18 protein-coding genes are annotated in these 26,253 nt (G+C 63.6%); 12 read left to right on the plus strand and 6 right to left on the minus strand.

Features of this window, described 5'->3' with window-relative positions:
- The first annotated feature begins 18 nt into the window (after positions 1 to 18).
- From ACPWR9_RS24375 to bamE, 3 genes are all read left to right on the plus strand, one after another.
- A complete protein-coding gene (locus ACPWR9_RS24375; protein ID WP_426301462.1) occupies positions 19 to 1,791 on the plus strand; it encodes an autotransporter assembly complex protein TamA in 1,773 nt (590 codons plus the stop codon).
- Positions 1,791 to 6,032 carry a translocation/assembly module TamB domain-containing protein gene (locus ACPWR9_RS24380; protein ID WP_426301464.1) on the plus strand — a complete coding sequence of 1,414 codons (4,242 nt, stop codon included), beginning with the start codon at positions 1,791 to 1,793 and terminating at the stop codon, positions 6,030 to 6,032. The genes ACPWR9_RS24375 and ACPWR9_RS24380 overlap by 1 nt, the downstream gene beginning before the upstream one ends.
- A 135-nt stretch (positions 6,033 to 6,167) precedes the next feature.
- A complete protein-coding gene (gene bamE / locus ACPWR9_RS24385) occupies positions 6,168 to 6,704 on the plus strand; it encodes an outer membrane protein assembly factor BamE domain-containing protein (RefSeq protein WP_426301829.1) in 537 nt (178 codons plus the stop codon).
- A 77-nt stretch (positions 6,705 to 6,781) separates the two neighbouring features.
- Here the strand turns inward: bamE and ACPWR9_RS24390 are convergent, their stop codons facing one another.
- Positions 6,782 to 7,018: a DUF6356 family protein gene (locus ACPWR9_RS24390; protein WP_426301466.1), complete on the minus strand. Its 237-nt coding sequence runs from the start codon at positions 7,016 to 7,018 to the stop codon at positions 6,782 to 6,784.
- A 118-nt stretch (positions 7,019 to 7,136) separates the two neighbouring features.
- On the opposite strand from ACPWR9_RS24390, the gene ACPWR9_RS24395 reads away from it, so the two are divergent.
- Both ACPWR9_RS24395 and ACPWR9_RS24400 read left to right on the plus strand, forming a co-directional pair.
- On the plus strand, positions 7,137 to 7,598 hold the full coding sequence (locus tag ACPWR9_RS24395) for an Lrp/AsnC family transcriptional regulator (RefSeq protein ID WP_426301468.1): 462 nt from the start codon (positions 7,137 to 7,139) through the stop codon (positions 7,596 to 7,598).
- Positions 7,599 to 7,645: 47 nt separating this feature from the next.
- On the plus strand, positions 7,646 to 8,374 hold the full coding sequence (locus ACPWR9_RS24400; protein ID WP_426301470.1) for a class I SAM-dependent methyltransferase: 729 nt from the start codon (positions 7,646 to 7,648) through the stop codon (positions 8,372 to 8,374).
- A gap of 20 nt (positions 8,375 to 8,394) precedes the next feature.
- On the opposite strand, the gene metG is transcribed toward ACPWR9_RS24400, so the two are convergent.
- Entirely contained in the window at positions 8,395 to 10,491 is a 2,097-nt protein-coding gene (gene metG, locus ACPWR9_RS24405) for a methionine--tRNA ligase (protein ID WP_426301472.1), read from the minus strand.
- A gap of 263 nt (positions 10,492 to 10,754) precedes the next feature.
- Entirely contained in the window at positions 10,755 to 11,414 is a 660-nt protein-coding gene (locus ACPWR9_RS24410) for an OmpA family protein (protein WP_426301474.1), read from the minus strand.
- Positions 11,415 to 11,658: 244 nt separating this feature from the next.
- Between ACPWR9_RS24410 and apbC the strand changes: the two genes are divergently transcribed.
- From apbC to gltS, 4 genes are all read left to right on the plus strand, one after another.
- Positions 11,659 to 12,771, plus strand: a complete 1,113-nt coding sequence (gene apbC, locus ACPWR9_RS24415; protein ID WP_426301831.1) for an iron-sulfur cluster carrier protein ApbC — start codon at positions 11,659 to 11,661, stop codon at positions 12,769 to 12,771.
- A 102-nt stretch (positions 12,772 to 12,873) separates the two neighbouring features.
- Positions 12,874 to 13,443: a dCTP deaminase gene (dcd, locus tag ACPWR9_RS24420; protein ID WP_039373928.1), complete on the plus strand. Its 570-nt coding sequence runs from the start codon at positions 12,874 to 12,876 to the stop codon at positions 13,441 to 13,443.
- 106 nt (positions 13,444 to 13,549) lie between these two features.
- A complete protein-coding gene (locus ACPWR9_RS24425) occupies positions 13,550 to 15,835 on the plus strand; it encodes an Orn/Lys/Arg decarboxylase N-terminal domain-containing protein (RefSeq protein WP_426301476.1) in 2,286 nt (761 codons plus the stop codon).
- A 442-nt stretch (positions 15,836 to 16,277) separates the two neighbouring features.
- A complete protein-coding gene (gltS, locus tag ACPWR9_RS24430) occupies positions 16,278 to 17,498 on the plus strand; it encodes a sodium/glutamate symporter (RefSeq protein WP_426301478.1) in 1,221 nt (406 codons plus the stop codon).
- Positions 17,499 to 17,611: 113 nt separating this feature from the next.
- On the opposite strand, the gene argH is transcribed toward gltS, so the two are convergent.
- The 3 genes from argH to ppc all read right to left on the minus strand — a co-directional run bounded on the left by argH (position 17,612) and on the right by ppc (position 23,139).
- A complete protein-coding gene (argH, locus tag ACPWR9_RS24435; RefSeq protein ID WP_426301480.1) occupies positions 17,612 to 19,009 on the minus strand; it encodes an argininosuccinate lyase in 1,398 nt (465 codons plus the stop codon).
- A gap of 152 nt (positions 19,010 to 19,161) precedes the next feature.
- Positions 19,162 to 19,968, minus strand: coding sequence for a gamma subclass chorismate mutase AroQ (aroQ, locus tag ACPWR9_RS24440; RefSeq protein ID WP_426301483.1), 807 nt, complete (start codon positions 19,966 to 19,968; stop codon positions 19,162 to 19,164).
- A 189-nt stretch (positions 19,969 to 20,157) separates the two neighbouring features.
- Positions 20,158 to 23,139, minus strand: coding sequence for a phosphoenolpyruvate carboxylase (ppc, locus tag ACPWR9_RS24445; RefSeq protein ID WP_426301485.1), 2,982 nt, complete (start codon positions 23,137 to 23,139; stop codon positions 20,158 to 20,160).
- Positions 23,140 to 23,221: 82 nt separating this feature from the next.
- Here ppc and hemC point away from each other — a divergent pair, with 82 nt between their 5' ends.
- The 3 genes from hemC to ACPWR9_RS24460 are packed head-to-tail and all read left to right on the plus strand — an operon-like array spanning position 23,222 to position 26,248.
- Positions 23,222 to 24,181 carry a hydroxymethylbilane synthase gene (gene hemC, locus ACPWR9_RS24450; protein WP_426301487.1) on the plus strand — a complete coding sequence of 320 codons (960 nt, stop codon included), beginning with the start codon at positions 23,222 to 23,224 and terminating at the stop codon, positions 24,179 to 24,181.
- Entirely contained in the window at positions 24,181 to 25,116 is a 936-nt protein-coding gene (locus tag ACPWR9_RS24455) for a uroporphyrinogen-III synthase (RefSeq protein ID WP_426301489.1), read from the plus strand. Before hemC ends, ACPWR9_RS24455 begins: the two co-directional genes overlap by 1 nt.
- On the plus strand, positions 25,103 to 26,248 hold the full coding sequence (locus tag ACPWR9_RS24460) for a uroporphyrinogen-III C-methyltransferase (protein WP_426301491.1): 1,146 nt from the start codon (positions 25,103 to 25,105) through the stop codon (positions 26,246 to 26,248). The genes ACPWR9_RS24455 and ACPWR9_RS24460 overlap by 14 nt, the downstream gene beginning before the upstream one ends.
- Positions 26,249 to 26,253 lie beyond the last annotated feature (5 nt).

Genomic DNA, 26,253 nt, shown 5'->3' on the forward strand with positions numbered 1-26,253 from the left:
CCATCGGCGTCGGATGCCATGACAATAAGGAAGGTTTTGACCGTCGCACAGATCAAACCCGGCTACGCCGTATTCGTTGCGCTCGCTTGCGCTCTCGCACTGCCCACGCTCGCCCGGGCCGACTATCGCGTTCGCGTAGACGCCCCCAATGGCCTCGCCAAGCTGCTCAACGCCAATCTCGACCTCGTACGCTACGCCGATCGCGACGATATCGGCGAAGCCCAATTCGAACACCTGGTCGCCACGGTCGGCGAACAGATTCAGGAACTCACGTCGACGGAAGGCTATTTTTCGCCCGTCACCCATGTGGATGTCGCCACGATCAACGGCAAGCGCGACGTACATGTCACCGTCGACTCGGGTGCGCGCACGCACATCAAAGACGTGGACCTGAAGTTCACTGGTCCCATTGCGGAGCAAGATCCGCAGCGCGTGGCGCAACTGCGCAACGGCTGGGAACTGCCCGCCGACGCGCCATTCCGTCAGGCCGACTGGGACAAGGCGAAGAGCGACACGCTCTTCAATCTCGGCCAGAAGCGCTACCACGCCGCGAAAATGACGTTCTCGCGCGCCGTGGTCGATGCGGATAAAGACGCCGCGTCGCTGGCCGCCACGTACGACAGCGGCCCGCCGTTCACGCTCGGCCCGTTGATCATCACGGGCACCCGCCGCTATCCGGAACAGATCATCCGCAATGTGAACCCGCTCTCGGAAGGCGAAGCGTTCGACGCCGGGCGGCTTCAGGAATTGCAACGTCAGATTCAGGCGACGCCGTACTTCTCGAACGTGATCATCTCGGTGACGGAAGACCCGTCGAAGGCCGAGAACGCCCCGGTGGAAGTGAAGGTGAACGAGTTTCCGACGCAACGCGTGCAAAGCGGTGTGGGTTACACGACGGACACCGGCGGCAGTGTGACTGGCCGCTACTCGTACTACAACGTGTTCGGCAGCGCATGGACGTTCGACACGCAAGCACGCCTCGAACAATTCCGGCAGGGCGGTTATGCCGAATTGGCGATGCCGCCCGATTCCAGTGCGTACACGAATAGCCTGCGCGGTTCTTACGACCGCACGGACCTGAACGGTCTGGATCAGCGCGCGCTGCAAGTCGGCATCAAGCGCGCGCGCTCGCGCGAGCGTTACGACTGGGCCTATTCGCTGGACTTCTATCACACCGACGAGCGCCCCGATGGCGGCACGCGGTTCGTGAACAAAGCCCTCGTGCCCGCTTTTGCATGGACCCGTCGCGATGTGGACGACCTGATCTTTCCGCGCACCGGCAACATCATCAACACCCAGATTGGCTTTGCTGCCAAACCCGTGCTCACGGATCAAACGTTTGGCCGCGTCTACGGACGCATTCGCCAGTATTTCCCCGTGGGGGATCGCGATATCGTGATCGCGCGGCTGGAACTCGGCGCGGTGATTACCAACGGCAACAGCAATCGTATTCCGTCGTCGCTGCTCTTCTTCGCTGGCGGCACGTCGTCGATTCGCGGCTACACGTACCAAAGCATTGGACGGCAATCGAACGGCACGACGTATCCGACGAAATACCTCGGCACCGGCAGCCTCGAATATCAGCGCTGGTTCACGCGCGATTGGGGCGCAGCGGCGTTCTGGGATGTGGGCACGGCTACGGACGATTATCGGCACCCGACGCCGCTCTATCACGGCGTCGGTCTGGGCGTGCGCTGGCGTAGCCCCGTCGGCCCCGTCAACGTTGACCTCGGCTACGGCGTGCACGATCGCCAGTTCCGACCGTCGATCTCGCTGGGGGTGGCGTTCTGATGACGACGTTGCCACTCAATTCCATGTTGTCGACTCAACAGCAGGACCCCCGCGAGCCAACGCTCGCGCCGCCCGCGCCTGCCGGTGTCGACGGCTCTGGCGGATCACCTCCGCCGGTGAACTCACCGCCGCCGCCTCCGCCACGCAAACGCTGGGGCCGTTGGCTCGCTGGTGCGCTGCTCACGCTGTTGCTGATCGTCGTGCTGGCCATCGGCGCGCTGTTGTGGGCGATGTCGTCCGAGCGCGGCAGCCGCTGGTTGTGGCAGACCGCAGTCACCACGCTAGGCGGCAAGCTCGCGGGCGAATGGCGCAGCGGTAGTCTTGCTCATGGCTTCACGGTCAACGACGTTCGCTACATCGATGGCGCGACACGCATTACGGTGAGCCGTCTTGAGAGCCGCTGGTCGCTGTCGCTGCGCCCGCTGCATTTCACGGTCGACAAGCTGCATGCGGGCGATGTGGCGTTGGCCTTCGCGCCGTCGCCGCCGTCGAACAAACCGACGGTGATGCCCGCGAGCTTGCGCCTGCCGCTGGGCCTGACGCTTAACGATGTGCGCGTGGCGAAGCTCACGCTCGATTCCCCGGCACTCGTGCTCGACGATATCCGCGTCGCCGCGCGTAGCGACGGCACACAGCACAAGATCCAGATCGAACACCTTGGCTCACCCTACGGCGAGGCGCAGGCGAATCTGCAACTGAATGGGCAGCGCCCGTTCGCGCTGGACGGTAACGTCGGTCTGCAAGCCAAGGCGGGCGATATTCCGGTGGCGCTGAAGGCCGACCTATCAGGCTCGCTCGATGCACTGATCGTCGATTTGACAGCGACCGGCGAGAAGCTCAACGGCACGGCGCACATCGCGGCATCACCGTTCGGTGCCGTACCGCTCTCGCGCGCGCAGATTGCGCTCGACCACCTTAATCCACGCGACTTCTCGGCCGGTGCGCCGCAAGCTGACCTTGCAGTGCAGGCCGACTTGCGACCCGCACCCGGGGCGAAGGAATTCCGTGTACTCGGCCCGGTGTCCGTGACAAACGCGAAACCCGGCGCGATCGACGCGGAGTTGCTTCCGGTCGAAAGTCTGCGCGCGGAAGTGTTACTCGATGCGACACGTCAGGCACTGACTGGCATTGAACTGAAGCTCGCTGGCCGTGCGTTGCTCTCGGGCAGCGGAGATGTGCGCCGCGAGAAGATCGATGTCACATCCGCATCCGCACCGGCAACCGCATCTGCACCGGCACCAGCGAGTATGGCGAGTGCGGCAAGTACGGTCGTTGCCACCGCCAATGCCAACCCCGCCGCAGACACCAATGCCGACGCACCGACCGAAGCCACCGTCGGCGGCTTCGCGCTCACCATGCGCGACCTCGATCTTCACGCGCTGTACGGCAAGCTGCCCGCGACCAAGCTCTCAGGCCCGCTCAACATTAAGCTCGACGCCGCCGGGCAGCGTATCGTGCTCGACTGGCGCGACGCCGCGCGACGCGTGCTGGCCGACGTCGGTCTCGACGCGAAGGGCACGACGATCCATGCGCTCGCGCTCGAAGCCGGACAAGGCAAGGTCGCCGCAACCGGTGTGCTGGAAAACGGCGACACCGGCGCTTATCAGGCGCAAGTCAAACTCACGCGCTTCGATCCAGCCGCTTGGTACGACCTCTACGACGCAGCGCATGCAAAGAAGGGCGCTGCGAAGCCGCCTGCGGCCAGCGTCACCGGCCAGTTGGATGCCCAAGGTGCGCTACGTCCCGAATTGGGCGTGACGCTCAAATTCGCGCTGCAAGACAGCGTCTATGCCGACTTGCCGATGAGCGGCGCGGGCACCGTGAAGGTGGCAGGCAAGCGCTTGCTGCCGAGCGATGCGAACCTGCTCGTCGCGGGCAACAAGGTCGCGCTGCGCGGCAGCTTCGGTGCCGCAGGCGACAAGATGGCGGTGAACATCGACGCGCCCTCGCTCGACAAGCTCGGCTTCGGGCTCGCCGGTCGTCTGCAACTCGACGGGCAAGTCTCGGGCACGATCGAGCGTCCCGCCGTGGTGGCAACGCTCGCTGCCGACAAACTCGTTTTCGGTGCACAAAAGCTGGAGCATCTGGCAGGCAAGGTCGACGTGAGCGGCGGCTTGCCGGGCGCAGCGGGCGACCGTCTGAATGTGGCGCTCGACGGCAACGGCTTCACCAGCGATATTGCGCGTCTCGATCGGTTATCAGTGGCGCTCGCAGGCACACGCGGCGCGCACACACTGCATTTGAAGGCCGCAGGCAAGTTGCGCGAAGCGCCGCTCGACCTGAATGTCGACGCCGCGGGTGCCGTGACCGACACGCGCGGCAAGCCGGGTTGGCGCGGCACGATTCAGGCTTTGGAGAACCACGGCATGCCCAAGCTGACGCTCGCTGCACCTTGGCAAGTGGAAGCCAGCGCTGAGCGCGTGCATCTGGGCGCGGCGAAACTTGTGACCGGTGTGGGCGCGTTGTCGCTGACAAACTTCGACTACGGCGCAGGCCAGTTGAAGACGGTTGGCACCATCGATACGCTCGATATCGGTCAGGTGCTGCGCGTACTCGCGACGTACACCGGTGAGCAGCCTGCGGTGGCGAGCGATCTCGTGCTCGATGGCAAGTGGAATATCAGCATGGCGCAACGCGCCGACGGGTTCGTCGAAATCGTACGCCGCAGCGGCGATGTGACGCTGCGTCGTGGCGGTGTGAACGAAGATGTGAAGGTCACTGTGACCGGCATTCCGGGGCTTTCCGCAGAGAAGGGCGGCGTGGGCGCGCGAGTGCCGCTGGGCATCTCGGAGCTGCGCACGCGTATCGATCTCTCGGGACAATCGGCACACGCGACGGTGAAAGCTGCTTCGGCCTTGGTGGGCACGCTCGACGCCGATGTGCAAACGGGCCTTCGTGTTGCCGACGGTATCCCGAGTCTGCCCGACGACGCGCCGCTGACCGGGCGCGTGGCCATGGTCATTCCCAATCTCTCGAAGTTCGAGAATCTTGCGGGCGCACAGTTTGCGTTCAAGGGCCGCGCGAACTTGAACATGACGCTCGCGGGCACGGTCGCGAAGCCTCGCCCCACGGGTGAGCTCACTGCCGACGATCTCTCTGTGCAGATGTTCGATACGGGCGTGAGTGTGAAGGACGGCCATGTGCGTATTGCCCTCACGCCGACGGAAATCGCACTGCGCGATGTGGTCTTCACGGGCGGTGGCGGCGGTACGGCCCGCGCGACGGGGGGCATTCGCATCGACACCCCCGAGCCGACGTTAGGCATCACGCTCACCGCCGAAAAGCTGCAACTGTTCGCCGCGCCCGATCGACAGCTCTCGCTCTCGGGCGACGCGAAGGCGATGGGCAGCGGCGATGCAATGTCGGTGAACGGGAAATTCACCGTCGACCGTGCGCGCTTCGCGCTCCCGCCGACCAGCGCGCCGAAGCTTGGCGACGACGTGTTGGTGGTGCGCGGCGGCACGCAGTCGCGCAGCAAGCCGCTCGATCCGAAGGAAGAGGCCGCGCGCATCAGCGCGAAACCGGCGGGACGCTTCTCGCCGCGCATCGATGTCGAGGTGAATTTGGGGCGTGACTTCCGCTTCGTCGGGGCCGGGGCCGATCTGCTGCTGCGCGGTAGCATGCACGTGCAGAGCGAGCCGCTCGCGCCGATGCGTGCCACGGGCACGATCACGGTGGCCGAAGGGACCTACGAAGCTTTCGATCGCAAGCTGGCGATCGAGCGCGGTCAGATCAATTTCGTCGGCCCGCTCGACAACCCGGACCTCTATATTCAGGCCATGCGCCGCAATCAGGAAGTGGCGGCGGGCGTGCTCGTGACGGGCACGGTGCGTCAGCCGCGCGTGGCGCTGGTGTCGGAGCCGAATGTGTCGGACGAGGAAAAGCTTTCGTGGTTGATGTTCGGCCACGGCCCGGACGGCGCCGGTCTTGGCCAGCGTCAGGCCATGGCGGGCGCCGCGACGGCGCTGCTGGGCGCCACGGGCGGCAAGCGCATCATCAAGGATCTGGGCATCGACGAGTTCAGCATCGGCACCAGCGAGTCGGGCCTGTCGGACGACGAGCAGGTGGTGAAGGTAGGCAAGGCGATGTCGGACAACTTCGCGCTCGGCTTCGAGCAGGGGCTGACGAGCTCGGCCAGTATCGTCAAGATCACATGGCAGGTGTCGCGCCGCTGGCAGTTGGCGGTGCGCACCGGGTCGTTGTCGGGCTTCGACGTGTTGTTCAACCGCCGTTTCGATTGATGCCGCGTCACGTGTTGCGACACGTGACGGGCAGCAAGGACAAACGTAGAGAGGGAGGTGCCATCGATGATGACGTCGCGTAATTCGGTTCACCCGGCGCAGGGCTTGCGCCGCAGCGTTCGTTGGGGAGTCGCCATGGGATTGTTTGCGAGTCTGTTGGGACTGTTCGGCTGCGATCAGCAGCAGATCGACAAGGTGCGCGAGAAAGCGCGCGATACGTTCAATGCCGTCAAACCGGACGACATGCTGCTGCGCGATCTCAAGCCCGGCGTGACCACGGAGGCGCAAGCGCGCGAACAGATGGGCAAACCTGAAATCGTCTGGGAGAACAGCGACGGTTCGCGTCGACTGGAGTATCCGCGCGCGCCGGGCGGGCTGCGCACCTACATGGTGGATATCGCCCCGGACGGCAAGCTGCGCGCGGTGACGCAAGCGCTCACGGCCGAGAACTTCGAGCAAGTGCAGCCGGGAATGACGCAAGACGACGTGCGGCGCTTGCTGGGCAAACCGACGACCGTCGCGGAATACAAGTTGAAGAAGGAAGTGGTGTGGAGCTGGCGCTGGCTGGAAGACGGGGTGAATACGGCGGGCATGTTCAATGCCCACTTCGGCCCCGACGGCCGCGTGACGGTGACCTCACGCTCGCCGGACCCGGCCTCAGAACGGCCTTGAGGGATTAAGGCAAGGCCGTCTGCGTTATCTGGGTTATCGCCTTAGGTATCGCCTCGGTTATCGCCTCGGTTATCGCATTAGGCGGTGCGGTCCGCCGCATGCTGCGCCGGATCGCGGTGACGATGCGTCACCATCCGCTCGTGCAGGCGCACGATCACGTTGCTGCCGGTCTTCTTGAACGCGAACGGCAGCAGGCCGTGCACGAAACAGGCGAGGGCTGCGCCCAGCAGCGGCAACGCAAACGAGAGGGCCGAACCCAGATGCTGGGTGTAGTTTTCGCCGACGGAAGCGGGATGTTCGGTAAAGAGGTTCATGGCTGCACCCGTTTTTTGAAGTGTCCGGCCAGTCTACCGGGCAGCCACAGGTAAAGGTTTTTAAAGTTTGGCTCAAATCGAGTAGGATTGAGAAAATTTTTCCCTTTGTGTGGCGATCATGGATAAGACTGATCTAGCAATTCTGGAAAACCTGCAAGCCGATGCCTCACATTCGCTAGGCGAACTGGCCGAAGCGGTGCACCTGTCGCCCACGCCTTGCTGGCGTCGTGTGCAGCGTTTGCGCGAGAACGGGGTCATTACCGGACAAGTCACGCTGTGCGACCCGCAGCAACTTGATCTGCGCGTGACGGCATTCGTGTTTATCAAGGCGGCGACACACAGCGAAGAGTGGATGGTGCGCTTCGTCTCCGGCGCGCGCGAACTGCCGGAAATCGTCGAAATTCACCGCATGGCAGGCGATATCGACTATCTGCTCAAGGTCTATCTGCCCGATATCGCCGCGTACGATCGCTTCTACAAAAAGCTGATTCGCGTGGCCGATCTGCAAGACATCAGCGCCAGTTTCTCGATGGAGACGGTGAAGTTCACCACGGCATTGCCGGTGGATCACCTGCGCTAACGCCCGATTGCCCCAACTGGCGCTGGCCGCATCAAGGACAAACCGACATGGCCCAGAACATCTACGACAATCCGGACTTCTTCGCGGGCTACAGCCAGCTTCCCCGGCAAGTGCTCGGGCTGGACGGCGCCCCCGAATGGCCCGCGATCCGGGCAATGCTGCCGGACCTGCAAGGCAAGCGCGTGGTCGATCTGGGCTGTGGATTTGGCTGGGCGTCGCGCTGGATGCGCGCCCAAGGTGCGGCGTCAGTGCTCGGACTGGATCTGTCGCAAAACATGATCGCGCGGGCGACGGCCGATACCTCCGACCCCGCGATTGAGTACCGCATTGCCGACCTCGATGCGCTCGACTTGCCCGATGCTGCGTTCGATCTCGCCTATAGCGCGCTGACCTTTCACTACGTGCGCGATTTCGATCGGCTCGTGCAACGTATCCACAAGTCGCTCGCGTCCGGTGGCCATTTCGTGTTCACGATCGAACATCCGATTTTCATGGCCGCGGCGCATCCGCACTGGATCGCCGACGAGGATGGGCGCAAGACGTGGCCGGTGAACGGCTATAGCGATGAGGGGGAGCGGCGCACCGACTGGTTTGCCAAAGGTGTGTTGAAGTACCACCGCACGCTGGCGACAACGCTGAACGCGTTGATGGGTGCGGGTTTCCGGCTGAAACGTGTGGAGGAGTTTGCGCCGACACCGGAACAGATCCGGCAGATGCCGGCGTTGGCGGAAGAACGCGAGCGCCCGATGATGCTGATGATCTCAGCGCAGGCGTAGCGTCCTCCCGCCGCACGCGATTACTTCACGCGCATGCCCGGCTTCGCGCCGTCGTGCGGCTCGAGAATGTAGATGCCCGGCTCGGCCTTTTCATTCGCGGCCGAGGCGGCGAGCACCATCCCTTCGGACAGCCCGAACTTCATCTTGCGCGGTGCAAGGTTGGCCACCATCACCGTGAGCTTGCCGACCAGCGCTTCGGGCTGCGGATACGCCGACTTGATGCCCGAGAAGACGTTACGCGTTTGTGCTTCGCCCACGTCGAGCGTGAGTTGCAGCAGCTTGTCCGAGCCTTCCACCGCCTGACACGCGACGATGCGCGCAATGCGCAGGTCGATCTTGGCGAAATCGTCGATGGTGATGAAACCTTCGTCGGCCGCCGCCGGAGCAGCCGCTGCGGCCTTGTCCTTACCCTTTGCCTTCGCGTTGGCGTCCGCCACCGGTGCGGCCGTCGCTTGCAGCGAATCGCGATTGGCGGCGACCAGGGCCTCGACCTGCTTGCCTTCGACGCGCGTCATCAGGTGCTTATACGCCGAGATGGCACTGGCCGAGGTGAGCGGCGCAGCGACGTCTTGCCACGTTTGCGGCGCGATGTTCAGGAAGCGCTCGACCGCTTCGGCTGTCGTCGGCAGCACCGGCTTGAGGTACAGCGTGAGCAGACGGAAAGCTTCCAGACACACCGAGCACGCTTCGTGCAGCGCAGCGGCTTGTGCCGGGTCTTTCGCCAGATCCCACGGCTTGACCGTATCGACGTAACCATTCACGGCGTCGGCTTGTTCCATCACCAGACGCAGTGCCTTGCCGAACTCGCGTGCTTCGTAGTGCGCGGCGATCTGCGGCGCGACAGCGCGCAATTGCGCGAGCAGCGGCGCTTGCATGGCGTCGGCGGACACGCGGCCTTCGAAACGCTTGATCAGGAAGCCTGCGGCGCGGCTGGCGATGTTTACGTACTTGCCAACCAGATCGCTGTTCACGCGCGCGATGAAGTCATCGAGGTTCAGGTCGATGTCTTCCATCGTGTTGCTGAGCTTGGCGCCGATGTAATAGCGCAGCCATTCCGGGTTCAGACCCGTATCGATGAAACTCTGTGCGGTGATGAACGTGCCGCGCGACTTCGACATTTTCTGGCCGTCGACGGTCAGGAAGCCGTGCGCAAACACGTTGGTCGGCGTGCGATGGCCCGAGAATTCGAGCATGGCGGGCCAGAACAGCGTGTGGAAGTACAGGATGTCCTTGCCGATGAAGTGGTACTGCTCGGTTGTCGAACCCGGCTTGACCCATTCGTCGAAGTTCAGACCGCGCTTTGCACACAGGTTCTTGAAGCTCGCGTAGTAGCCCACCGGCGCGTCGAGCCAGACATAGAAGTACTTGCCGGGCGCGCCGGGGATTTCGAAACCGAAATACGGCGCGTCGCGCGAGATATCCCAGTCGGCCAGCGTCGACTCACCGTCTTCGCCCAGCCATTCCTTCATCTTGTTGGCCGCTTCGGGCTGAGCAAGGCCCGCCACCCACTTGCGCAGGAACTGCTCGCAACGCGGGTCCGAGAGCTTGAAGAAGTAATGCGTCGAGGTCTTACGCACGGGCGTGGCGCCCGAGACGACGGAATACGGGTTGAGCAGGTCGGTCGGCGCGTAGGTCGAACCGCAAACCTCGCAGGAGTCGCCGTACTGGTCCTTGGCGCCGCATTTCGGGCACTCGCCCTTGATGAAGCGGTCCGGCAGGAACATTTCCTTGACCGGGTCATACGCCTGTTCGATATCGCGCGATTCGATCAGCCCTTGCTCCTTGAGCGCCAGATAGACGCTTTCGGACAATTCGCGGTTTTCTTCGGAATCCGTCGAGTAGTAGTTATCGAACGAGATGCCGAAGCTGTCGAAATCGCGCTTGTGTTCTTTCCACACGCGCTCGATGAGCTGCTTGGGCGTGAGGCCTTCCTTTTCGGCGCGCAGCATGATGGGCGTGCCGTGCGTGTCGTCCGCACCCACGTAGTACACCTCATGGCCCTGCATCCGCATGAACCGCACCCAGATATCGGTCTGGATATATTCGACCAAGTGACCGATGTGAATCTGGCCATTGGCGTACGGCAGGGCGGAGGTGACAAGAATGCGGCGGGACATGGAGATTGACTGTGGGTTTTAGGGTGGGAGGAAAGGACGATTCTAGCAGGCGCGGGGCTTTGCCATTGAAAAGCGTTCGGCCAAAAAAAAGCCGGAACCAGGTTCCGGCATAACTAGGCACACGTAACGTCAATAACAAAGAGGAGATGGAAGCGCCCACGGTAGGCACTTCCGAAGGGTCAGAGCGACGTCGCCTAGCTTTAGTTCAACCGCAGCACCGACTTTCGATGCTGCGGCGCACCATTCACGACACCGTCAACACATTAACCGCGCGGCGCTTGCTGTTGCGGGGCCTGCAAGAGAATCTCCACTCGGCGGTTCTGCGCGCGGCCTTCTGCCGTGGCATCCGACGCGACCGGCTGGCTCGACGCCACGCCCACGCCCTGCAAGCGGTTCGCGGCGACACCGCGGCTCGTCAGGAACTGGATAACGGCGTTGGCACGGTTCTGCGAGAGCGGAATGTTGATGCGGTCGCCACCGGTGCTGTCGGTGTGGCCGATCACGCGGGCGGTGATGCCCGGGTTTTGATTGAGCGAATTGGCCAGGTCGGTCAGCACGGCAGCGAAGTTAGGCTTGATCGCGTACTGATTGGTATCGAACGTCACGTCACTCGGCACGTTGACCTGAAGCTGTCCGTCCGGGCGTTCGGTAATTTGCGTGCCGGTACCGGCCGTGTGGCCGCCCAGCGTGTTCTTGATGGACTGCCAGTTGTACCCGGCTGCACCACCGGCCGCGGCACCTACCGCAGCGCCGATCAGCGTACCCGTGGTATTGCCACCGATGAGGTTACCCAAACCCGCCCCGACTGCCGCGCCGACACCGGTGCCGACCGCCGTGTTGGTGCCCTGCGGCGTCTGGCAACCGGCCAGCAGGGCGGCAGCGACCAGGACGAGCGCCGAAGCGCGCAGAGTGTTCTTATTCATATAAGGCTCCTTCTCGATTAGCTTGCTGTGATGAGACACGCGTGAGCACTTCGCGGAAGCACGCGCGCCTGGCATGGGTTTTGACGCTGCCGGCGCGACGTCTTTTACAATAGTGCCGAGTGTCAACCGCTGGCAAGGACAGATTGCCGCGGTGACTGGTTCCCCAAAACACGTGCGCCTCGCATGCTAATCGAGAGCGCGCGCCACGGATGTTACAAGTTGTTAGCGACGCGTGGGCCCCGTCCTGCGTGCCGCTACAGAGCGAGAGACCGACATGGAAGTAGCGCAAATCAACGACGTTCTGCGAGGCATCGTCGACCCCGACACGGGGCTGGATCTGATCGCCGGCAAGTACGTGAAACGAGTCGACGCCGAACACGGCCATGTCGGCATCGAAATCGAGTTCGGCTATCCGGCAAAAAGTCAGTTCGACGCCATGCGCGCACGCATCACCGATGCCGTCGGCAAACTGCCCGGGGTAGAGCGAGTTGCTGTCGAAATCGGCCAGAAGATTGTGGCGCACGCCGTTCAACGTGGCGTCAAGCTTCTTCCTAATGTGAAAAACATTGTGGCGGTGGCCTCGGGCAAGGGTGGCGTGGGCAAGAGCACAACGGCCGTCAACCTGGCGCTCGCGTTGGCCGCCGAAGGCGCCAATGTCGGGATTCTCGATGCGGACATTTACGGCCCGTCACTGCCCACGCTGCTGGGTATTCACGGCAAGCCCGAGTCGAAAGACGGCAAGACGCTCGAGCCGATGGTCGGTCACGGCTTGCAGGCCAGCTCGATCGGTTTCCTGATCGAGCCGGACAACCCCATGGTCTGGCGCGGCCCGATGGTCACGCAAGCGCTCGAACAGTTGCTCAATCAGACCAACTGGAAGGATCTCGACTACCTAATCGTCGACATGCCACCGGGCACGGGCGACATCCAGCTCACGCTCGCGCAGAAGGTGCCAGTCACGGGCGCGGTCATCGTGACCACCCCGCAAGACCTTGCCCTGCTTGATGCGCGCAAGGGTCTTAAGATGTTCGAGAAAGTTGGCGTCCCGATTTTGGGACTTATCGAGAACATGAGCCTGCATATCTGCTCGAACTGCGGTCACGAAGAGCCGATTTTCGGCGTGGGCGGCGGCGAGCGCATGAGCCACGACTTCGACGTCGACCTGCTGGGCAAGCTGCCGCTGGAAATGAGCATCCGCGTGCATGCGGACGCCGGCATGCCGAGCGTGGTCGGTGACCCGGACGGCCGAGTGGCCGAGCTGTACAAGGCTATCGCCCGCAAGGTCGCGGTGAAAATCGCGTCCAAGCAGAAGGACATGACCAGCAAATTCCCGTCGATCGTCGTGCAGAACACGTAAAAACGGGGCGCGCAAAGCGGTGCGTGTGAAAAAATCACCGCACCGCAACAATCGCGTAAAATACGCCCACTTTTTACGTACTACCCCAGTTCAGGCCCACACATGAGCATCAAGTCCGATAAATGGATCCGGCGTATGGCCGAAGAGCACGGCATGATCGAGCCCTTCGAGCCGTCGCAGATCCGGTATTCCCAGGACGGGCAGAAGATCGTCAGCTACGGCACGTCGAGCTACGGCTACGACATTCGCTGTGCGCCTGAATTCAAGGTCTTCACGAACATCAATTCGACGATCGTCGACCCGAAGAACTTCGACGAGAAGTCCTTTGTCGACGTCGAGAGCGATGTCTGCATTATTCCGCCGAACTCGTTCGCGCTGGCCCGCACCGTCGAGTACTTCCGCATTCCGCGCAGCGTGCTCACCGTGTGTCTGGGCAAATCCACGTATGCCCGCTGCGGCATCATCGTGAACGTGACGCCGTTCGAACCCGAATGGGAGGGCTACGTGACCCTGGAATTCTCGAACACGACGCCGCTGCCGGCCAAGATCTACGCCAACGAAGGCGTGGCTCAGGTGCTGTTCTTCGAGTCCGACGAGGTCTGCGAGACTTCGTACAAGGACCGCGGCGGGAAGTACCAAGGACAGCGTGGTGTCACGCTGCCGAAAACCTAGCCCATTAGGCTAGACACTCGCCGCCGGTGAGCCCCCTCTCTATTGCACTGCCCAAGAGCCACGGCCATGTCGGACCGTGGCTCGTTCTTTTGTCGAAGGAACGCCAATGAAATTCCGTTTTCCGATCGTCATCATTGACGAGGACTTCCGCTCCGAAAACATCTCCGGATCCGGGATTCGCTCTTTGGCGGAGGCCATCGAAGCCGAGGGCATGGAGGTCAATGGCCTGACGAGCTACGGCGATCTGACGTCGTTCGCACAACAGGCGAGCCGCGCGTCGAGCTTCATCCTGTCGATCGACGACGACGAATTCGGCACCTTCTCGAGCGAAGCGGGCGGTGAAGGCGAGGGCGAACTGGCGCTGGCCATCATCAACCTGCGTGCGTTCGTGCAGGAAGTGCGCCGCCGCAATCCGGATATTCCGATTTTCCTGTACGGCGAGACGCGCACCTCGCGTCACATTCCGAACGACATCCTGCGCGAGCTGCACGGCTTCATTCACATGTTCGAAGACACGCCCGAGTTCGTGGCGCGTCACATCATCCGTGAAGCCAAGTCGTACCTCGACTCGCTGCCGCCGCCGTTCTTCCGCTCGCTCACGCACTACGCAGCCGACGGTTCGTACTCGTGGCACTGCCCGGGGCACTCGGGCGGCGTGGCGTTCCTGAAGAGCCCGGTCGGGCAGATGTTCCACCAGTTCTTCGGCGAGAACATGCTTCGTGCGGACGTTTGCAACGCCGTGGAAGAACTCGGTCAGTTGCTGGATCACAACGGCCCGGTGGGCGCGTCGGAGCGCAACGCTGCGCGCATCTTCAGCGCCGATCACTTGTTCTTCGTGACCAACGGCACATCGACCTCGAACAAGATCGTCTGGCACGCCACCGTGGCGCCGGGCGATATCGTCGTGGTCGACCGTAACTGCCACAAGTCGATCCTGCATGCGATCACGATGACGGGCGCCGTGCCCGTGTTCCTGACGCCCACGCGTAATCACCTCGGCATCATCGGCCCGATTCCGAAGTCGGAATTCGAGCCCGAAGTCATCCGCGCGAAGATCGAAGCGAACCCGTTCGCGCGCGAAGTGCTCGCCAACAACCCGGACGCCAAGCCGCGCATCCTGACGATCACGCAAAGCACGTATGACGGTGTGATCTACAACGTCGAGATGATCAAGGAAGTGCTGGGCAATACGATCGATACGCTGCACTTCGACGAGGCGTGGCTGCCGCACGCGACGTTCCACGATTTCTACCGCGACATGCACGCGATCGGCGAAGGCCGTCCGCGCTCGTCGGAAGCGACCATCTACGCCACGCACTCGACGCACAAGCTGCTCGCCGGTATTTCGCAGGCCTCGCAGATCGTGGTGCAGGACTCCGAGACGCGCAATTTCGATACGTACCGCTTCAACGAGGCGTATCTGATGCACACGTCGACCTCGCCGCAGTACGCCATCATCGCCTCGTGCGACGTGGCCGCGGCCATGATGGAACCGCCGGGCGGCACGGCATTGGTCGAAGAGTCGATCATGGAGGCACTCGATTTCCGCCGCGCCATGCGCAAGGTGGCGAACGAGTATGGCGACTCGTGGTGGTTCTCGGTCTGGGGCCCGGACAATCTGGGCGACGAAGGCACGATTCAGCGTGACGACTGGGTGCTGCGCGCCAACGAGCGCTGGCACGGCTTCGGCGATGTGGCCGACGGTTTCAACATGCTCGATCCGATCAAGGCGACGATCATCACGCCGGGGTTGGACGTGGACGGCGAATTCGGCGAGTCGGGCATTCCGGCGGCCATCGTCACCAAGTATCTGGCCGAGCACGGCATCATTGTCGAGAAGACCGGTCTGTACTCGTTCTTCATCATGTTCACGATCGGCATCACCAAGGGCCGTTGGAACTCGATGGTGACCGAACTGCAACAGTTCAAGGACGATTACGATCACAACCGTCCGCTGTGGCGCGTGCTGCCGGAGTTCGTGGCGCAGTTCCCGCGCTACGAGCGCATCGGTCTGCGCGATCTGTGCGACCAGATTCACAGCGTGTACAAGGCCAACGACGTGGCGCGCGTGACCACCGAGATGTACCTCTCGGACATGCAGCCGGCGATGAAGCCGACCGACGCATTCTCGAAGCTGGCACACCGCCAGATCGACCGGGTGCCTATCGACAAGCTGGAAGGCCGCGTGACGAGCGTGTTGCTCACACCGTATCCGCCGGGCATTCCGTTGCTGATTCCGGGCGAGCGCTTCAACGCCGCGATTATTGAGTATCTGCGCTTTGCACGTGACTTCAACGAGCGTTTCCCGGGCTTCCACACCGATGTTCACGGTCTGGTGGTCGAGGAAGTCGACGGCCGTCCGGAGTACTTCGTGGACTGCGTGCGTCAGTAACGCTTAGACAAGGACTCGGTCACCGCTGACGAGTCCGCAGTACGATCCGACAACACCCTGCAAGCAACGCGCTTCGCAGGGTGTTGTCGTTTACGGCGTGCGCGACGGGGCATGGTGAACTTCGTGGCACATCCACCTGGGCGGGCATTCGCGTTATCTCCAGGAGCAATCCGAGCCGAACCGTCACGCGCCATACGCTTGTTTCCCGCGTGACAACTTGCGGATATTGCCCAAGCGGCCTTGTCATCGACGCGTCGAATGTTCCCAAATGCCTTGAATACCCGGTGGAATCTCGTGAACACGGTGGCAAACTCTCCGATCCCGAGGTAAATCGCCCGATTTGAAGTTATGCTTGGGTGTCCGATTTTTGGGAAATTACCCAAGGATTGGGGCGAATCCGATTGTTACACTCGTCGCTTTTCGACTGCGGGAGGGGCGGATCATGGGCGTCACGGGACAACTGGTCTTCAGCAACTACGGGACGTTGGTTTGCGCTTCGCTGGTCTTGCTGCTCGGGCGCAAGCTGGTCGAATGGATCGCGCCGCTGCGCACCTACAGCATTCCCGAGCCCGTGGCGGCGGGTTTGCTCGTGGCGTTTGCCACGCTGGCGCTACGCCAGTTCGGTCACTTCGAACTCAAGTTCGACACCTCGCTGCAAACCCCTCTCATGCTGGCGTTCTTCGCGACCATCGGGCTCTCGGCCAATCTGGCGAGCCTGCGCGCGGGCGGACGCACGCTGGCCCTGTTCCTCGCGGTAGTCGTGGGCATGCTGGTCATGCAGAACACCATCGGTGTCGGGTTGGCGATGCTGCTCGGCTTGCCGCCGGGTGTGGGGTTGCTCGGCGGATCGATCACGCTGGCGGGCGGCCACGGCACCGGCGCGGCGTGGGGGCACGTGATGGCGGACCGATACGGCGTGCAGTCCGCTGCCGAGATCGCCATGGCGTGCGCGACGTTTGGGCTGGTACTGGGCGGTCTGCTTGGCGGTCCGGTGGCACGGTATCTCGTGGGGCGATTGGGTGGCAAGGTGCCCGGTGCCGATACCTCGACGAGTGCCCCGGCACCGGAGGGCTTCGAGCAGCCGCACACGGTACGCCTGATCACGGCACAAGCGCTGATCGAAACCGTGGCGATGATCGCGATCTGTCTGCTGGGTGGCGAGATCTTCGCGTCGTGGCTGTCGGGCACGGCCTTCGAGTTGCCCACGTTCGTCTGCGTGCTGTTCACCGGTGTGATCGTGCGCAACGCGCTGTCGCTGGTCGGCTACGAAGTGTTCGACCGGTCGTTGTCGGTGCTGGGCAACGTGAGCCTGTCGCTCTTCCTGGCCATGGCATTGATGGCGCTGCGACTGTGGGATCTGTCGACGCTAGCCGTGCCGATGATCATCATTCTTGCCGTTCAGGTGGTGGCGATGGCTGCCTACGCCATCTTCGTGACCTTCCGCGTGATGGGCCGCAACTACGACGCGGCGGTGCTTGCCGCAGGCCATTGCGGCTTCGGGCTAGGTGCCACGCCGACGGCCATTGCGAATATGCAGGCGGTCACCGAGCGCTTCGGGCCGTCGCACATTGCGTTCCTGATCGTGCCGATGGTGGGGGCGTTCTTCATCGATATCGTGAACGCCATCATCATCAAGGGCTTCCTGTCGCTGCCGATCTTCTGACGATGGCCGGGCAAGTCCCCTAATCGAGCGCTTCACAGCGCACCAAAGAAAAAGCCACTCGAATGAGTGGCTTTTTCACATCCATTAGCAGCAGAGCGCCGCAAGCGAAAAACTTACTTCGCCAGCTTCGCGCGTGCGGCCGCAATGGCGCGCTTCACTTGCTCCGGTGCCGTGCCGCCGATGTGATTACGGCTGGCGACCGAGCCTTCGAGCGTCAGATAGCCGAACACGTCTTCGCCCACGAGCGGCGAGAACTTCTGAAGTTCGGCCAGCGTCAGGTCGGCCAGATCGATGTCGCGATCCGAGCAGATCTTCACGGCATGCGCGACGATTTCGTGCGCATCGCGGAACGGCAGGCCCTTCTTGACGAGGTAATCGGCCAGATCGGTCGCCGTCGAGAAGCCTTGCAGCGCGGCATTGCGCATGTTGTCTTCACGCACCTTGATACCCGGCACCATGTCGGCAAAGATGCGCAGCGTGTCGATCACGGTGTCGACCGTGTCGAACAGCGGCTCTTTGTCTTCCTGATTGTCCTTGTTGTACGCGAGCGGCTGGCCCTTCATCAGCGTAAGCAACGCGATCAGGTGGCCGTTCACGCGGCCGGTCTTGCCGCGCGCCAGTTCGGGCACGTCGGGGTTCTTCTTCTGCGGCATGATCGAGCTGCCCGTGCAGAAACGGTCGGCCAGATCGATAAAGCCCACGCGCGGGCTCATCCACAGCACCAGTTCTTCCGAGAAGCGCGACACGTGAGTCATCACGAGCGCCGCAGCGGCAGTGAATTCGATGGCGAAGTCGCGATCGGACACGGCGTCGAGCGAGTTCGTGCAGACTTCTTCGAAGCCCAGCGTGGCAGCCACGCGCTCACGGTCGATCGGGTAGCTCGTGCCAGCCAGTGCGGCAGCGCCCAGCGGCAGACGGTTCACGCGGCGGCGCACGTCGAGCATGCGCTCGGCGTCACGGCTGAACATCTCGAAATACGCCATCAGGTGATGACCGAAGGTCACCGGCTGAGCGACTTGCAGATGGGTGAAGCCCGGGAGAATCGTGGCGCTGTGCTGCTCGGCCAGATCGAGCAGGGCGCTGCGCAGATCGCCGAGGTGCGTGCCGATACGGTCGATTTCGCTGCGCAGCCACAGGCGGATGTCGGTCGCGACCTGATCGTTACGCGAGCGGCCCGTGTGCAGGCGCTTACCGGCATCGCCGATCAGTGCGGTCAGGCGGGCTTCGATATTCAGGTGAACGTCTTCGAGGTCCAGTTGCCATTCGAATTCGCCACGCTCGATCTCACCGCGAATCTGCGTCATGCCGCGCTGAATGTCGGCCAGATCCTGGGCGCTGATGATGCCCTGAGCGGCCAGCATGTCGGCGTGGGCGAGCGACCCTTCGATATCGAACAGGGCCATGCGCTTGTCGAAGAACACCGACGCGGTATAGCGCTTGACGAGTTCGGAAACGGGTTCGGAAAAGCGAGCCGACCAGGCTTCGCCCTTCTTGTGGAGTTGGGAGGTCATTGTCGTAGCGTGGCTAATCGAGGCCAATCGAGGCAGATTGAAGCGGACCGTGATGAAAACACAGCAAACCGCGATTATACCAACGCCCGCGCCCGCTCAGGTCAGCCGTGCAATCCGGGGGCATTCCCGCGCTTCGCAGAGGGGCGCGGCCATCATTGCGCCATCGACAGCGTCCAGATGCGCGGCGGGGCGGACAAACACAGGCCGGAAGTCGCCTCGTCGAACGCCGCGCGTTGCAGCGCTTCGAGTTTGGCCGCCTTGGCGATGCGCTCGCGTGCCTGATGGATGCGGGCCAGCCGCGTCGGGTCATCGGGCAGCGCGCACAGACGGCCGAGGTCGTGCATGAGCGAGACGCCCAGCCGGTCGAGTGCCGGGCGCAGGCGCGTTGCGAGGTCGACGGGCTGCCCCGGGGCACGCCCTTCACGCGCCCAGCGGGCGAGCAGGGCGGTCTGCACCAGCTTGCCCGCTTCGATTTGCAGGCGGAAGAACGTGCGCGCTTGCGGCGCCGTCAGGCCGTACTGGCTGGCGCGCTCGCCCACACTGTCGAGCAGCGCCTGCTCGCGCGGCGTGTCCTGCACGGGTTTGCCAGAGGCGAATTTCGTGCGTGCGACCGCTTCGCTGATGGCCAGCCGCTCCAGAATGCCGCGCATGAGCGGGTCGAGAACGGGGTCGAGTACGGGCGGCGGTTGTTTGGTCTGGGTGGGAGATCCCGCGAGCGTCTGGGACACCAGCCGCGCGGCGAACCCGCGCAGGCCGTGCGGTGCGGCGGTAAAGACACCGGCGTCTTGCTCAACGCGAGCAGAGGAAACGGCGGCGGGAGTGGTCGGTGTGGCGCTTGCATCGCTGTCCGGTAATGCACCGGCAATGGCGGAGACGCTTAGCAGGCAGAACGAGGCGAGACCGGCTGCAATAGGTCTCGCACACGGTCTGGCACGTCGCAAAAACAGATTGGCATGCATGATGGATTGGCCCCCCGGCAACAATCGAATCGAATGCGTCGCAATATACCGCTCTATCGACCCGCTTGTCGTTGGGGAGAATCCCAAGGAACCGGGTGGCGTCGACGCTGTGAAAGCCGCATCGACGCCATGCCCGGCAGGCCCTTGACGCCTAAATCAACACGTCATCAGCCCATGATCAGCCCGTCATCAGCCCGTATTGCGCAGGCCGGCGGCGATGCCGTTGATCGACAGATGGATGCCGCGTCGCGCACGTTCGTCCGATTCCCCCGCACGGTGTCTGCGTAGCAGTTCGACCTGCAAGTGATTGAGCGGATCGAGGTACGGGAAGCGGTTCTTGATCGAACGGGCGAGCATCGGGTTGTCGGCCAGCCGTTCTTCGTGCCCGGTAATCAGGGCGAGCGCCTGCGACGTGCTCTCCCATTCCGCCTTGATGCGACCGAACACGCGGGTGCGCAGATCGGCGTCGGGCACCAACTCGGCGTAGCGCGATGCCACACCCAGATCGGTCTTGGCGAGCACCATGTCCATGTTCGAGAGCAGGTTCGCGAAGAACGGCCAGCGCTTGACCATCTGACGCAGGGTATCGAGCCGCTCGTCGCGTGCCGCAGCGTCCTGCGCCGCATCGAGATACGCGGCCACTGCGCTGCCGAAGCCGTACCAGCCGGTGATCAGCAGGCGGCATTGGCCCCACGAGAAGCCCCAAGGAATGGCGCGCAGATCTTCGATGCGACGTTGCTTCGGATCGGAGAACTTACGCGATGCCGGACGCGAGCCGATGTTGAGCTCGGCAATTTCCGCAATGGGCGTGGCCGAGAAGAAGTAATCGGTAAAGCCCGGTGTCTCGTAGACCAGATCGCGGTACGCGGCGAACGCCGTGTCCGAGAGCGCCTGCATGACGGCTTCGTACTCCGTCAGGCGCGGCGGCTGGTTGCGGCTGGGCAGCAGCGTGGCTTCGAGCGTGGCGGCAACAATCGTTTCGAGGTTACGTCGCCCGATTTCGGGATTGGCAAACTTGCTCGCAATGATTTCGCCCTGCTCGGTGAGGCGAATCTGCCCCTTCACCGTGCCCGGCGGCTGCGACAGGATGGCCTGATAGGTCGGGCCGCCGCCACGTCCGACGGTGCCGCCTCGGCCGTGGAAGAGCCGCAGACGAATGCCTTTCTCCTCGAACAGGTGCACCAACGCCAGCTCGGCCTTGTACAGCTCCCAGTTCGACGTGAGGAAACCGCCGTCCTTGTTGCTGTCCGAGTAGCCCAGCATCACTTCTTGCTCGCCGCCTTGCTGCGTCACCACGTCGGCCATGCCGGGGATGTCGAACAGCGCACGCATGATGACCGGCGCGTTGCGCAAGTCGGCGATGGTCTCGAACAGCGGGATGACCATGGCACCGACCTTGATCGCCGGTGCGGGCTCGCCATCTTCGCCGATGATGTCCCGCGCACCGGTGCCGCCAAGCGCGCCTTGGAACAGGCCCGTTTCCTTTTGCAGCAGCATGACTTCGACCAGATCGCTCACCGTTTCCGTGTGCGAAATGATGTAGTTGCGCACGGCGCGCGCACCGAAACGCGCCCGGATATCGCGCGCCGCTTCAAACACGGCGAGTTCGTCGCGCGTGCGCTGCGAATAGTCGAGATACGGCGAGAAGAGCGGGCGCGGCTCACGCAGTTCGCGCAGCAGCAGCGCCAGCTTGTCGTCTTCAGACAATTGCGCGTAGTTCGGCTCGACACCTGCCTTGGCGAACAATTCGGCAATCACCGCTTCGTGGATATCCGAACTTTGGCGCAAGTCGATGCTGGCCAGATGGAAGCCGAACACTTCTGCGGCGCGTACCAGCGGCCCGAGGCGCTGCGAAATCAGCGCGCTGCCGTGATGCGTCATCAGCGATGCGACGACCGTGTTCAGATCGGAGACGAATTCGGCGGCATCGAGATACGGGCTCGCTTCGCCCACTGCACCGCGATGCGGCACGTGTCCGACCCACTCATGGGCCGTCGCAGCGAGGCGTGCATACACGCCGATGAGCGCGCGCCGGTACGGCTCGTCGGTCCGGTGCGGGGAATCGTCAGGCGAGCGGCGTGCGAGCGTCAGCAAGGCGTCGCTCGCGCCAGCCAGTAGTTGCGAAACCGATAGCTCAGCGCCCAGCAAGTGCACCTGTTCCAGGTAGTGCGCGAAGATTTCCGTGGCCTGACGCGTGATCGCCAATTGCAGCGTCTGCGCCGTCACATTCGGATTGCCGTCGCGGTCGCCACCGATCCAGCTCCCCATTTGCAGGAAACGGCCCAGTGCCTGCGGACGCACGTCGGGTGCGGCTTCGCTCAGCTCAGCGCTCACGTCGGCGTACAGCCCGGGAATTTCGGTCAGGAACGTACTGCGGTAATACGACAGCGCGTTGTCGATTTCATCGGCCACGGTCAAACGCGAACTACGCAGCATGCGTGTTTGCCAGAGCGTCGTCACGTAGGCGCGCATGGCTTCGGTGTTGCGTGCCGATTCACGTTCGGTCAGCGCATCGTCACGATGGGCGAGCAGGCGGGCGATTTCGCGCTCGGCGTCCAGAATGCTCTTGCGCTGCACTTCGGTCGGGTGCGCGGTGAGTACCGGCACGATCAGCGCACTGGCGAAGAACGCTTGCAGCGTGGCGGGATCGGCCAGACCGGCGTCTTTCAGACTTTGCAATGCGGCGGCGAGACTGCCCGGCTGCGCGTTGCTGCCCGCCAGCGCGTGCACGCGGCGGCGCCGGTTGTGGTGCCGGTCTTCGGCGATATTGGCGAGATGGGAGAAGTAGCTGAAGGCGCGCACGACCTGAATCGCCTGCTCGTTCGACAGGCCATTGAGCAGCGTGTCGAGCGCCTGGGCGGCGCTGCGGTCGTCTTCACGGTGAAAGCGCACGGCGTTCTGGCGGATGGTTTCGACCAGATCGAAGGCGGCGCTGCCTTGCTGTTCGCGCAGCACGTCGCCCAGCAGACGGCCGAGGAAGCGGATGTCCTCGCGTAGCGGGGCGTCTTTATCCTCGCGAGAGCGGCGGGCTTTGTCCTTACCCGGGGGCGCGCCGCTCGCGGCCTCACCGGTAGTGGATGCGGCCGCGGTTGCTGCTTGCGCGGGTGAGTTGTTGCTGACCGACGAGGCGAGGCCCTCTTGCGGGGCGTCTGCCGTTGCGCTGCTCTTCATGTCGCTCCTCTCGAAGCCGGCAGTCAGAGCCGCCGGCCAAGCGTGATACCATTTTTTCTTTTGGTCTTCACGCGGTTGCTGAATGAACTTCGCTGCTCCTGAAACCCTGGTGATCGCTTCACGCGAGAGCCGGCTCGCCATGTGGCAAGCCGAACACGTGCGTGACGCGCTGCACAAATTATATCCGCAGTGCCAGGTGAGTATCCTCGGCATGACCACTCGCGGTGACCAGATCCTCGATCGCTCGCTCGCCAAGGTTGGCGGGAAGGGCTTGTTCGTCAAAGAGCTCGAACTCGCGCTCGCCGACGGACGCGCCGATCTGGCCGTGCACTCGCTGAAAGACGTGCCGATGCAACTGCCCGAGGGCTTCACGCTCGCCGCCGTGCTCGAACGCGAAGATCCGTGCGATGCCTTCGTCAGTAACGATTACGACAGTCTCGACGCGTTGCCGGCGGGCGCTGTCGTCGGCACGTCGAGCCTGCGACGCGAGGTGAGCCTTCGCACGAAATATCCGCATCTGAGCGTCGCGCCGTTGCGCGGCAATCTCGATACCCGTCTGGGCAAGCTCGACCGGGGCGACTTCTCGGCGATCATCCTCGCCGCGGCCGGTTTGAAGCGTCTTGGGATGGGCAATCGCATTCGTGCCATTTTGCCACCCGAAGCGAGTCTCCCGGCAGCCGGGCAGGGCGCATTGGGCATCGAAGTGCGTGCCGGACGTCCCGAAATCTTGCAATGGCTCTCCCCGCTGCACGACGCTCGCACGACGCTGGCCGTGAGCGCAGAGCGTGCCGTCTCGCGCGCGTTGGGTGGTTCGTGTCAGGTGCCGCTCGGCGCGTTTGCCGAATTCGATGCGCAGGGCGCGCTGTCGTTGCGCGCGTTTATCGCGTCGACGGACGGTGCCACGGTGCTGCGCGCCGACGGTGTCGCAAGCGTGGCAGACGGTGACGTCGCCGGCGCCGAGGCACTTGGCCAACGCGTGGCGCAGGAACTCATCGACGCGGGCGGGCTGGCCTTGGTGCCGCCGTCCGAGCCGAAGGATTGATGGGTTTGGGCCCGCGCGCGCCGGCGTCCGCCTCTTGCTGTGTCATCCTGACGCGTCCCGACGGGCAGAGCGGGGCACTCGCTGCCGCCCTGCACGCCGAAGGTATCGATTCGCTCGCATTCCCGTTACTGCATATTGCGGCGCAAGCCGACGCTGAGGCCTTGGCGGCGCTCGACGCCGCACTGGCCGATATTTCGGCTTACGCGTTGGCGGTGTTCGTCTCGCCGAATGCCGTGTCGCATGCGTTGGCCCGGCTCGTGCATTTGAAATCTGGCGGGGGCGCGGCATCCGGCGATGTTGCGAACGCCAGCGTCTACTGGCCGCCATCGTTGCCGGTAGCGGTAGTTGGCCCGGGTAGCGCGCAAGCGCTGGCCGAAGCGGACATCGCGCCGCCGCAACATCAAGTGATCGTGCCGCCAGGAGGCCCCGACGCGCGCTTCGATTCCGAAGCCTTGCTCGCGCAACTCGACGTGTCGGCACTGGCCGGAAAGCGCGTCCTGCTCGTGCGCGGCGACGGCGGTCGAGAACTGCTCGCCGACACGTTGCGTGCCGCCGGTGCCCACGTCGACATCGTGAGCGCGTACACTCGACGGGCGCCCGCACCGGACGCTGCCGCCTGGGCGGCGCTGGAGGCACGACTGGCGTCAAACGCACGCAGCGCTTGGGTACTCACCAGCTCCGAAGCCGTGCGTCATCTGGCGACGCTGCTGGCGGCCCGGTACGGAACACAACAGGGCATCCACACGCCCGGCACCCCGCATATCCTGGCGCAAATCCTTGCTGCGCCGTGCTTTACGTCGCATGCGCGCATCGCCGATGCCGCGCGGGCCGCGGGGTTTGATAGGATTACGCAGTGCGCGGCCGGTGACGAGAACTTGCTGGCGGCACTCAAAACATGGGCGGATCCCATTCAAGTCAAGCATGACGACAGATAATCGCGTTCCTGAGTCTTCCCAAAACACGCCGGCTTCGACCGGCCCGGCAGCGTCGAGTCCTTCGACTGCGCCCTATGGCTCACCGGGTGTTCCGCCCGCGTGGACGCCACCCGAGCCGCCGCAAAAGCGTCGTGGCGGCGGGGCTGCCCTGCCGTGGCTGCTCTTCGTGCTGGTGTCGGCCGGGGCCGGCATCGGCGGCTGGTCACTCAACCAGAAGCTCGACCGCGTGCAGCAAGAGATGGCCCGCCGCGCGCAGGCCGGCGACGCACAGGTCATGCAGGCGCAGGTGCGCACGGCACAAGCGCTCGACAATCAACGTGATTTGCAAAACCGCCTCACGGCGCTCGAAGGCCGCGTGGCCGATTCGCGCAGCCAGCAGGCGGCGCTCGAACAGCTCTATCAGGAACTCGCGCATAACCGCGACGAATGGGTGCTGGCCGAGACCGAGCAGATCGTCACGAGTGCGAACCAACAGTTGCAGCTCACGGGCAACGTTCGTGGCGCACTGATCGCCCTCGAAGGCGCCGATGCTCGCCTTGCCCGCACTGGCGCCCCGCAACTGGCTGGCGTGCGCGACGCACTCAAGAAAGATATCGATCGTTTGAAGGCCGTGCCTGCCGCCGATTTGCCGCAACTCACCGGCAAGCTCGATCAGGCCATCGCCATGATCGACACACTGCCGTTGCAGGCCGAAGAGCAACGTGCTGCGCCGAAGGCCGATGCCGCCGGTGCGAGCGGCGCCGGCGACACTGGCTGGCAAGCGACGCTGCACCGTTTGTCGGGCGAGATGCTCGGCAGTCTGAAGCAACTGGTGCAGGTGCGCCGTCTGGACGACCCGGACGTGATGCTTGTCGCACCGGAACAAGGCGCATTCCTGCGGGCCAATCTGAAACTGCGCCTGCTCAACGCGCGTCTGGCACTGCTCGCGCGCAATGCGGCGGCGGTGCACACCGACGTACAAGTGGCGCAAGCGGCGCTCGACAAATATTTCGACGCCAAGTCGCGCCGCATCGGGGCCGTCAAGACGTTGCTCGATCAGGTCGACTCCGGTGCCCGCACCATCGAACTGCCCACGCTTGACGCCAGCCTGACCGCCATCGGTCAGGTCAAGGACGTCAAGGACAAGCCGTAAGGAGC

It is taken from the genome of Pandoraea pneumonica, from assembly GCF_049918595.1.
GTDB lineage: Bacteria > Pseudomonadota > Gammaproteobacteria > Burkholderiales > Burkholderiaceae > Pandoraea > Pandoraea pneumonica_A.

Bases quoted from the DNA above. Each gene is read 5' to 3' on its own strand.
- gltS (WP_426301478.1), top strand. From the start codon at position 16,278: ATGGGCGTCACGGGACAACTGGTCTTCAGCAACTACGGGACGTTGGTT.
- ACPWR9_RS24390 (WP_426301466.1), bottom strand. From the start codon at position 7,018: ATGAACCTCTTTACCGAACATCCCGCTTCCGTCGGCGAAAACTACACC.
- ACPWR9_RS24400 (WP_426301470.1), top strand. From the start codon at position 7,646: ATGGCCCAGAACATCTACGACAATCCGGACTTCTTCGCGGGCTACAGC.
- ACPWR9_RS24375 (WP_426301462.1), top strand. From the start codon at position 19: ATGACAATAAGGAAGGTTTTGACCGTCGCACAGATCAAACCCGGCTAC.
- ACPWR9_RS24460 (WP_426301491.1), top strand. From the start codon at position 25,103: ATGACGACAGATAATCGCGTTCCTGAGTCTTCCCAAAACACGCCGGCT.
- dcd (WP_039373928.1), top strand. From the start codon at position 12,874: ATGAGCATCAAGTCCGATAAATGGATCCGGCGTATGGCCGAAGAGCAC.
- hemC (WP_426301487.1), top strand. From the start codon at position 23,222: ATGAACTTCGCTGCTCCTGAAACCCTGGTGATCGCTTCACGCGAGAGC.
- ACPWR9_RS24395 (WP_426301468.1), top strand. From the start codon at position 7,137: ATGGATAAGACTGATCTAGCAATTCTGGAAAACCTGCAAGCCGATGCC.
- ACPWR9_RS24410 (WP_426301474.1), bottom strand. From the start codon at position 11,414: ATGAATAAGAACACTCTGCGCGCTTCGGCGCTCGTCCTGGTCGCTGCC.
- argH (WP_426301480.1), bottom strand. From the start codon at position 19,009: ATGACCTCCCAACTCCACAAGAAGGGCGAAGCCTGGTCGGCTCGCTTT.
- ACPWR9_RS24380 (WP_426301464.1), top strand. From the start codon at position 1,791: ATGACGACGTTGCCACTCAATTCCATGTTGTCGACTCAACAGCAGGAC.
- ppc (WP_426301485.1), bottom strand. From the start codon at position 23,139: ATGAAGAGCAGCGCAACGGCAGACGCCCCGCAAGAGGGCCTCGCCTCG.
- aroQ (WP_426301483.1), bottom strand. From the start codon at position 19,968: ATGCATGCCAATCTGTTTTTGCGACGTGCCAGACCGTGTGCGAGACCT.
- metG (WP_426301472.1), bottom strand. From the start codon at position 10,491: ATGTCCCGCCGCATTCTTGTCACCTCCGCCCTGCCGTACGCCAATGGC.
- ACPWR9_RS24425 (WP_426301476.1), top strand. From the start codon at position 13,550: ATGAAATTCCGTTTTCCGATCGTCATCATTGACGAGGACTTCCGCTCC.
- bamE (WP_426301829.1), top strand. From the start codon at position 6,168: ATGGGATTGTTTGCGAGTCTGTTGGGACTGTTCGGCTGCGATCAGCAG.
- ACPWR9_RS24455 (WP_426301489.1), top strand. From the start codon at position 24,181: ATGGGTTTGGGCCCGCGCGCGCCGGCGTCCGCCTCTTGCTGTGTCATC.